Below are 9,354 nucleotides of genomic sequence, written 5' to 3'. Positions count from 1 at the left end.
GCGGTGGTTCAGTCACTGAAAGGTTGACTGATACACAGCAATCGCGGGCAAGCCCGGCTCCCACAGTGACTGCATTTTTACAGTCAGATCGGGTTACAGCTGGCCGTCACGATCACGGAAACCCAGCAGATACAGCACCCCATCCAGCCCCAACGTCGAAATCGCCTGCTTGGCCGACTGCTTCACCAGCGGCTTGGCGCGGAACGCCACACCCAATCCGGCAATCGCCAGCATCGGCAAGTCATTCGCGCCGTCGCCGACTGCGATAGTCTGCTCCAGGCGCAAACCTTCCTTGTGGGCCAACTCCTTCAGCAGATCCGCCTTGCGCTGTGCATCGACAATCGGCTCCACCGCCACACCGGTGACCTTGTCATCCAGCACTTCCAGCTCGTTGGCGAACACGTAGTCGATACCCAGCTTGGCCTGCAACTGCTTGGCGAAGTAGGTGAAGCCGCCAGACAGGATGGCGGTCTTGTAGCCCAGGCGCTTGAGTTCGGCGAACAGGGTTTCGGCGCCCTCGGTCAGGCGCAGTGAGGCGCCGATGGAATCCAGCACGCTCACGTCCAGCCCCTTGAGCAGCGCGAGGCGCTCTTTGAAACTGGCGCGGAAATCCAGTTCACCGGCCATGGCACGCTCGGTGATTTCAGACACTTGCTCACCTACGCCGGCCGCCTTGGCCAACTCATCGATCACCTCGGCTTCGATCAGCGTCGAGTCCATGTCGAACACCGCCAGGCGACGATTGCGACGGAACAGCGAGTCCTCCTGGAAGGCGATGTCGACGTTCAGCTCCTGGGCGACGCTGAGGAACTCGGCACGCAGGGCCTGCGGGTCGGCCGGTTCGCCGCGCACGGAAAACTCGATGCAACCCTTGCCTTTGTCAGCCGGCGTATCCAGCGGCATGCGCCCCGACAGACGGTCGATATGGTCGATATTCAAGCCGTACTGCGCCGTGATCGAGCTGACACGCTGCAACTGCTCAGCCGTGACCTTTCGAGTCAACAGCGTAACGATATGGCGTTTCTTGCCCTGCCCGGCCACCCAATGCTGGTAGTCCTCTTCGGACACGGGGGTGAAACGCACCTGCTGATCGAGCTTGTACGCGGTAAACAGGATGTCCTTGAGCACGGACGACGCCTGCTCGGTGCTCGGGATTTCCACCAGAATCCCGAACGACAGGGTGTCGTGGATCACTGCCTGGCCGATGTCGAGAATGTTCACACCACCCTGGGCCAGAACACCGGTAATGGCTGCAGTGAGACCCGGTCGGTCTTCACCGGTGATGTTTATCAGGACAATTTCGCGCAAGGCGCACCCCCAGGCTGGAAAAAAACCGCATTCTACCCACTTTCAGTGACCATCGGGCACAGCCAGCGCTTTGCCGGTTCTAGGGCTGTCGCTATACTGCGCGTCAACTTCACGGACCAAGAGCCGAGCGCAAGTGAACCGGCCCACGCCAGTAAAAACCGATAATTTCTTTCTGCTGATCTTCCGGGCACTGCGCCACCGCCGTGTACCGATCGCATTACGCATCGCCAGCCATAACGTGATCCTGGTCGCTCTGGCCCTGGTGATCTACGCCTGCGTGATGGGGTTGCAGTTCAAGCAGGCCATGCACGAACAGGCCGACGCACTGGGTGAAAGCCTCACGACCCAGACCGCCACCTCGGCGACCGAGCTGCTGGTGTCCAACGACATCCTCAGCCTCAACGTGCTGCTCAACAACCTGACCAAGAACCCGCTGGTGGCCCACGCGGCCATCTACAGCGTGGACAACCGGATCATGGCCGAAGCCGGGCAGCGCCCGAAAAACGGCCTGCTGGGCGAGGCCGAAGGCCTGTACCAGAGCAACATTACATTTCAGGATGTGAAAGCCGGCCAATTGCGTATCAGCCTGGACATGCAACAGTTCCAGCAGCCGATGACCATCAGCCTGCAAAGCATGGGCATCCTCAGCGCGATCCTGCTGGCATTGGCCCTGGCCTTGAGCCTGCGCCTGGGCCGGCATATCTCCACGCCACTGATGCAACTGCGCATCTGGCTGCGAGACATCGACGAACACACCCCGGCCACCGATCGTCAGGATGAGATCGGCGACCTCGCCCGACAGCTCCACGCCAGCTTCGCCCCGGAGCCCGAGGTGCGCGCGCCTGAGCCGGAGCCTGAATACGACGACACCGATTACGGCGACGAACCCGAATTCGAAGTGCGCAACCTGCGCGACCCCGGCTTTGATGAAAGTACGCCGGCGAACAGCCCCAAGGCTGCACCGCGACAGGTAGTCAACGCTGAAGAAGACAACCTGGACGACGAAGACCCCTTCGCCGACCTGCGCGACACGTCGGACAGCAGCCCGGCCGTCGCACCGAAACCGGCCCCGGTGAAAAATGCCGAGCCCCAGCACAGCGCGGTACTGGCCGTGCAACTGGGCGCGCAGGACCAACTGCGCCGCCTGCCCCGGGCCCGCCTGACCGAACTGCTGGAACGCTACCGCGACTGCCTGGACCAGGCCGCCTCGCTGTACCAGAGCGAACTGCATACGCTGAACGATGGCAGCACGCTGATGCTGTTCCACAGCGAAGACAGTGGCGAGGACTACCTGACCAACGCCATCTGCTGCGGCGAACTGTTGCGAGCCCTGGGCCATGCCTTGCAGATCGAAGTGGCCGACAGCGGCATCACCCTGCAACTGCAACTGGGCCTGACCGTTGGCGACGACCTGTTCGGCATCAGCCAGATCGACCTGCTGCTCACCGAGAACGCCCAGGATGCGCTGGCGCTGTCCCAACACAGCCGTAACCTGCTGCTGGTGGAGCGCAAGATCAGTGAAGACACCTTGATCCGCCAACGCGCGCGCATCCGCCCGATTGCCAGCCCGGAGGGTGCAAGCTGCGTGGAGCGGTTGATGGAGCCGTACCCGTCGATGCTGGAGCGGCAACTGGCGCGGATGCACGAGACCCGCACCAAAAGCTGAACTGGTTTGTGTGGGGAGCGAGATTTTGTGGTGAGCGGGCTTGTGTGGGAGCGGGCTTGCTCGCGAAGGAGGTAGTTCAGTCACTGATATGTGGGCTGATACGCCGCTTTCGCGAGCAAGCCCGCTCCCACATTTAGTCTGCGGCGCAGCTCAAATCGCAAACAAAGAAAAGGCCCGCTTAATCAGCGGGCCTTTTCTTTGTGCGCGATTCAGATCAAAACCTGAACACTTCCATGTCCGTACGAATCGGTGTTGCCATCGGCATTTTCGGTTTTTCCGGTGCAGCCGGTTTGGCCTGGGCAGGTGCTTGCTTGCGTGGTGCCTCGGCAATCGGTGGCTGGTTGGCCAATGGTTTGAGGGCCACCGACAGTTGTTGCGCCAGATGCTGCAACAGCACGCCCTGGGCCTGGACCTGGGATGCAGTCGTGCCGGTGTGCTCTTCCTGCAGGTGCACGATACGGTTGTCACGCACCTGGCCACGACGGTCGATCAAGCGCCACTGCGCATCGAGGATCGCCGGCTGCGACGCACCGGAATCCAGTCGGGTAATGGTTAAAAGCACCTGTACATCCGGGGTAAAACCGGTCGGCGCCGGCGCGAGCACCACACGCTGGCTGTCCAACTGACCCGCAACCTGACGCAACATCAACTGATTGATGTCAGACGACAAACTGCCCGCCCAACGACCATCGATGGAACCTTGCAGGCTGCCGTCGTTCTGACGTTGCAGCAGGGTTTCGCGTTGCAGGTAGTCAGCGACCACCACGGGGCCCAGCAAAACGGCCATACCTGCGGTTTGTGCTGGCTGCGCCGGACTTCCGCTGTCCAGCTGGTACAGCGACACCGGTTGGTGTGTGCTGCAACCCGCCAGCCCCAAAAGGCCAGCGAGCATGAAAATAAAAGGAAGGCGTGGAGCAGTCATCATCCCATCCAGGTGGCTGCCACAAGGCGAACCACAATGTAATACTAAAAAATAACCTATACACGCTCGGCCACGCCGGCGCTGGAAAGGCCATATCATCCGTGAATATGCGCCATGACTCCAGCGCCAAAGCGTCGATCTACGCGTTAAATCGTAGATCGGAAGCTCTAATTCGCCCTAAACAGGCGTTTCTACCAACAAAGCATCCACTCGCTGGAAGCCTCGAGGCAGTTTGTTGCCACGCCGACCACGCTCGCCCTTGTAATGCTCAAGGTCGTCAGGGCGCAGTGACAACGTGCGCTTGCCGGCCTGAAGCACCAGGGTAGAGCCTTCCGGGATCACCGCGATGTCGGTCACGTACTCTTCGCGACTGGCCACCCGCTCTCCCGGAATACCAATAATCTTGTTGCCCTTGCCTTTACCCAACTGCGGCAGGTCACTGATCTTGAACACCAGCAAACGCCCTTCGGTGGTCACGGACGCCAGCCAGTTGCTTTCACGGTCATCCACCGCACGCGGCAGGATCACCTTGGCGTTGTTCGGCAGACTCAACAAGGCCTTGCCTGCCTTGTTCTTGGCCTGCAAATCCTCACCCTTGACCACAAAACCATAACCCGCGTCGGACGCGATCACGTACAGCGCGTCGTCGTCCGGCAGCAGCACGCACTCGAAGTTCGCACCCGGTGGTGGCGTCAGGCGCCCGGTCAGCGGCTCGCCCTGCCCCCGCGCGGAAGGCAACGTGTGCGACGCCACCGAATAGCTGCGCCCGGTCGAGTCGATAAACACAGCAAACTGGTTGGAACGCCCGGCTGCGGCGGTCTTGAAACCGTCGCCAGCCTTGTATGACAAACCGGTGGCGTCAATATCATGCCCTTTGGCGGAGCGAACCCAACCCTTTTCCGACAGAACGACGGTAATTTTCTCGTTCGGTAGCAGCTCGGTCTCTGTCAGAGCTTTCGCCTCAGCGCGCTCAACGATAGGCGACCGACGGTCGTCACCATAGGTTTCGGCATCTTTGATCAACTCGCTGCGCACCAGCTTCTTCAGCTTGGCTTCGCTACCCAGCAAGGCTTGCAGCTTGGCTTGCTCCTTGAGCAACGCGTCCTGTTCGTCGCGCAGCTTCATTTCTTCAAGGCGTGCCAGTTGGCGCAAGCGCGTGTCGAGGATGTAATCGGCCTGGATTTCGCTGAGCTGGAACTCGGCGATCAGTTCGGCCTTCGGATGCTCGGCGGTACGGATGATGTGGATCACTTTATCCAGGTTCAGATAAGCGATCAGCAAACCGTCCAACAGGTGCAGGCGACGCTCCACCTTGTCGAGACGGAATTGCAGGCGGCGACGCACGGTCTGCACGCGGAACTCCAGCCATTCCACCAGCAGGTTGCGCAGGTTCTTCAACTGCGGCTTGCCGTCCAGGCCGATGATATTGACGTTGACCCGGTAGCTGGACTCAAGGTCGGTGCTGGCAAACAAGTGCTGCATCAGCACTTCGTGGTCGACCCGGCTGTTGGTCGGGATGATCACGATGCGGCAGGGGTTTTCGTGATCGGACTCATCGCGCAGGTCGGCGACCTGCGGCAATTTCGATGGTTTGGCCTGCATCAGGGCAGCGATCTGCTCCAGCACCTTGGCGCCGGACACCTGATGCGGCAGCGCGGTGACAATAATGTCGCCGTCTTCAATGTGGTACACGGCGCGCATGCGCACCGAGCCCTTGCCGGTTTCGTACATCTTCAGCAAATCGGCGCGGGGCGTGATGATTTCCGCTTCGGTCGGGTAATCCGGGCCCTGGATATGCTCGCAGAGCTGTTCGACCGTGGCTTTTGGTTCATCCAGCAAACGCACACAGGCCGTGGCGACTTCCCGCAGGTTATGCGGCGGTACGTCGGTGGCCATGCCCACGGCGATGCCGGTGGTGCCATTGAGCAGGATATTCGGCAAACGTGCCGGCAACACCAGGGGCTCATCGAGGGTGCCGTCGAAGTTCGGCCCCCAATCGGCGGTACCCTGCCCCAGCTCGCTGAGCAATACCTCCGAGTAACGCGACAAGCGCGCCTCGGTGTATCGCATGGCGGCGAAGGACTTGGGATCATCCGGCGCCCCCCAGTTGCCCTGACCGTCCACCAGCGTGTAGCGGTAGCTGAACGGCTGGGCCATCAACACCATGGCTTCGTAGCACGCCGAGTCGCCGTGGGGGTGGAATTTACCGAGCACGTCACCGACGGTACGCGCCGACTTCTTGTGCTTGGAATCAGCGTCCAGGCCCAACTCACTCATGGCGTAGATAATGCGCCGCTGTACAGGTTTCAGGCCGTCGCCGATATGCGGCAAGGCACGGTCCATGATCACGTACATGGAGTAGTTGAGGTAGGCATTTTCGGTGAAGTCAGCCAGCGATCGGCGCTCTACGCCATCTAAGCTGTCTGCGAGGATGTCACTCATGCGGGCCTCATCATGGTTGGGTAAAGCGCGGCGGAACAACCGCCACGCTGAATCAATTCAAAAAAAACGGGAGTCATGGCTGCGCGCTCCAGCCACCGGCAGGGGCTGCGAAACGGTAGACCACCGGGCGCTTCTCGCCATCGGCGCGCGGGCCGAAATTATTGTCGATGCCCACCCAGGCGCCATCGGCATCCACCACCAGCGCCTCGGCCAAACCATAAGGCTGGGCGTAACGCCGCTCCGGGATCAGGGCCCCTTCGGCAAACGACCAGCACAGTTCCACCTTGGCCGTGACCGCGTCGCGTCGGCATATCTGGAACGCGTTGCGCTCGAGGGTAAACAGCTTGCCCTTGAACAGTGCCAGGTCGGCAAAGTCCTTGGACACTGCCTTGGCATTGGGGAATTGCGCGGGCTGTACTTCCTGGCCGGCTTCGCTCAGCAACACGCAAGGCCCGTCGCAATCCCACAGGCTCTGCGGGCGCTTGATCGAAATCAGGCCGCGTCGCTCACGCTCGGCCGCCAGCCAGAGCTGGTTGCCTTCCGGGTTGATCGCCAGGCCTTCGAACAGGGCATTGAAGTGCAACAACATGCCGCTGGCCCGGGCTTCACGCACCATGCCCGGCGCGATCTTCAACCATTCGGGCGCGCCATTCACCGGCACTTGCAGCACCGCCGCGTGGGCTTCGCTGACAATGTAGCGGTTCCCGGCGTCATCGCAGGTGATGCCTTCGAAATCCAGGTCGCCGCCCCGCACCAGCGAAGCGGCCTTGGTACGCGAACGCAAGCCCCAGGGCAGCCCGGACTCGGGCACCGGCGGCACGTCGATTTTCACCGTTTCGGCCTGCCAGGTCGGCGCGCTGATGTCCAGCCGGTAGATCTGGTCGTCATCGCGGTCGGAAACCGTCCACAGCACCTTGCCGCACAAGGCCAGGCCAGACAGGTTACCGCCGCGCATGCCGTCCACCGGGTGTTCGGACACGAGCTTGAGCTCAGCCACCGGCGCAGCCACCACCGCGGTAGCCAGCCCGCTCGACATCAGCATCGCCAGGGCGAAGCCTGTGCGCATCAGCCCAGCACCTCGGCCAGGTTGCCTTTGGACTCCAGCCAGGACTTGCGGTCGCCGGCGCGTTTTTTCGCCAGCAGCATGTCCATCATTTCCGAGGTCTCGGCGAAGTCTTCGCCCAGCGTCAGTTGCACCAGGCGCCGGGTGTTCGGGTCCATGGTGGTTTCGCGCAGTTGCGGCGGGTTCATTTCACCCAGGCCCTTGAATCGTGTGACCTGCGGTTTGCCACGCTTCTTCTCGGCCACCAGGCGATCAAGAATGCCATCGCGCTCGGCTTCGTCCAGGGCGTAGTAAATCTCCTTGCCCAAGTCGATCCGGTACAGCGGCGGCATGGCGACGTAGACGTGACCGGCATCCACCAGCGCCCGGAAGTGCTGGACGAACAGCGCGCACAGCAACGTGGCGATGTGCAGACCGTCGGAGTCGGCGTCGGCAAGGATGCAGATCTTGCCGTAGCGCAGCTGGCTCATGTCCGCCGCGCCCGGGTCGACACCGATGGCCACGGCGATGTTGTGCACTTCCTGGCTGGCCAGGACTTCGCTGCCATCGACCTCCCAAGTGTTGAGGATCTTGCCGCGCAACGGCAGGATCGCCTGGAACTCCTTGTCTCGCGCTTGCTTGGCGGAACCGCCGGCGGAGTCACCTTCCACCAGGAACAGTTCGGAACGCATTGGGTCCTGCCCGGCGCAATCAGCCAGTTTGCCGGGCAATGCCGGGCCCTGGGTGATGCGCTTGCGCTCGACCTTCTTGCTGGCCTTCAAGCGACGGCCGGCGTTGTTGATCGCCAGTTCCGCCAGGGCCAGGCCCAACTCTGGATGCTCGTTGAGCCACAGACTGAACGCGTCCTTGACCACGCCGGAAACAAACGCCGCCGCCTCGCGGGATGACAGACGCTCTTTGGTCTGGCCGGAGAACTGCGGTTCCTGCATCTTCATCGAGAGCACGAACGCGATGCGCTCCCACACGTCTTCCGGCGCCAGCTTCACGCCACGCGGCAGCAGGCTGCGGTATTCACAGAATTCACGCATGGCGTCCAGCAGGCCCTGGCGCAACCCGTTGACGTGGGTGCCGCCCTGGGCCGTCGGGATCAGGTTGACGTAGCTTTCCTGCACGCTGTCGCCGCCTTCGGGCAACCACAGCAGCGCCCAGTCGACGGCTTCCTTATTGCCGGCCAGGCTGCCGCAGAACGGCTCGTTGGGCAGGCGTTCGAATTCGCTGACGGAGTCTTCCAGGTAGGAGCGCAGGCCGTCTTCGTAGTGCCACTCGACTTTTTCACCGGTGCCTTTGTCTTCAAAGGTGACCAGCAGACCCGGGCACAGCACAGCCTTGGCCTTGAGCACGTGCTTGAGGCGGCTGATGGAGAATTTTGGCGAATCGAAGTATTTCGGGTCCGGCGCGAAGTACACGCTGGTACCGGTGTTGCGCTTGCCAACGGAGCCGATCACGGCCAGGTCGGTGGCTTTGTAGCCATCGGCGAAGGTCATCTCGTATTCGTTGCCATCACGCTTGACCCTGACCCGCACCAGCGTGGACAAGGCGTTGACCACCGAAATGCCCACACCGTGCAAGCCACCGGAAAATTGGTAGTTCTTGTTGGAGAACTTGCCGCCCGCATGGAGCTTGGTGAGGATCAGCTCGACGCCCGGTACACCCTCTTCCGGGTGGATGTCCACCGGCATGCCGCGACCGTCGTCGGACACCTCCAGGGAGTGGTCGGCGTGGAGAATGACATGCACCGACTTGGCGTGGCCGGCCAGGGCTTCGTCGACGCTGTTGTCGATGACTTCCTGGGCGAGGTGGTTCGGCCGCGTGGTGTCGGTGTACATGCCGGGGCGTTTGCGCACCGGATCGAGGCCCGAGAGGACTTCGATGGCGTCGGCGTTATAAGAGCTAGCGCTGGGAGTGGCCATGGGGTCTCGTCGTGAGTCGTTCGATTAAAAAATAACCTGCGAT

General features: G+C 61.7%; 6 protein-coding genes. 1 reads left to right on the top strand and 5 read right to left on the bottom strand.

What is annotated here, in order from left to right; genetic code table 11:
- Window positions 1-93: 93 nt before the first annotated feature.
- Complete coding sequence (gene serB / locus ACW9IB_RS14980) at window positions 94-1,308, bottom strand: phosphoserine phosphatase SerB (RefSeq protein ID WP_457414268.1); 1,215 nt, start codon at window positions 1,306-1,308, stop codon at window positions 94-96.
- Window positions 1,309-1,441: 133 nt separating this feature from the next.
- Here serB and ACW9IB_RS14975 point away from each other — a divergent pair, with 133 nt between their 5' ends.
- Window positions 1,442-2,974: an AhpA/YtjB family protein gene (locus tag ACW9IB_RS14975; protein WP_457414267.1), complete on the top strand. Its 1,533-nt coding sequence runs from the start codon at window positions 1,442-1,444 to the stop codon at window positions 2,972-2,974.
- A 214-nt stretch (window positions 2,975-3,188) separates the two neighbouring features.
- Here the strand turns inward: ACW9IB_RS14975 and ACW9IB_RS14970 are convergent, their stop codons facing one another.
- The 4 genes from ACW9IB_RS14970 to parE all read right to left on the bottom strand — a co-directional run bounded on the left by ACW9IB_RS14970 (window position 3,189) and on the right by parE (window position 9,311).
- A complete protein-coding gene (locus ACW9IB_RS14970; RefSeq protein WP_457414266.1) occupies window positions 3,189-3,896 on the bottom strand; it encodes a PqiC family protein in 708 nt (235 codons plus the stop codon).
- Between the two features lie 177 nt (window positions 3,897-4,073).
- Window positions 4,074-6,338 carry a DNA topoisomerase IV subunit A gene (parC, locus tag ACW9IB_RS14965; RefSeq protein WP_457414264.1) on the bottom strand — a complete coding sequence of 755 codons (2,265 nt, stop codon included), beginning with the start codon at window positions 6,336-6,338 and terminating at the stop codon, window positions 4,074-4,076.
- Between the two features lie 73 nt (window positions 6,339-6,411).
- Entirely contained in the window at window positions 6,412-7,404 is a 993-nt protein-coding gene (locus tag ACW9IB_RS14960) for an esterase-like activity of phytase family protein (protein ID WP_457414263.1), read from the bottom strand.
- On the bottom strand, window positions 7,404-9,311 hold the full coding sequence (parE, locus tag ACW9IB_RS14955; protein ID WP_457414261.1) for a DNA topoisomerase IV subunit B: 1,908 nt from the start codon (window positions 9,309-9,311) through the stop codon (window positions 7,404-7,406). The genes ACW9IB_RS14960 and parE overlap by 1 nt, the downstream gene beginning before the upstream one ends.
- Window positions 9,312-9,354 lie beyond the last annotated feature (43 nt).

Source organism: Pseudomonas sp. SDO524_S393 (assembly GCF_054071875.1).
Note: the sequence above shows the minus strand (reverse complement) of the source record. Positions and strands in the feature narration are given on the sequence as shown.

What these genes read in the sequence shown, in the direction of transcription:
- ACW9IB_RS14960 (WP_457414263.1), bottom strand. Translation starts at nt 7,404, where the DNA reads ATGCGCACAGGCTTCGCCCTGGCGATGCTGATGTCGAGCGGGCTGGCT.
- parC (WP_457414264.1), bottom strand. Translation starts at nt 6,338, where the DNA reads ATGAGTGACATCCTCGCAGACAGCTTAGATGGCGTAGAGCGCCGATCG.
- ACW9IB_RS14970 (WP_457414266.1), bottom strand. Translation starts at nt 3,896, where the DNA reads ATGACTGCTCCACGCCTTCCTTTTATTTTCATGCTCGCTGGCCTTTTG.
- parE (WP_457414261.1), bottom strand. Translation starts at nt 9,311, where the DNA reads ATGGCCACTCCCAGCGCTAGCTCTTATAACGCCGACGCCATCGAAGTC.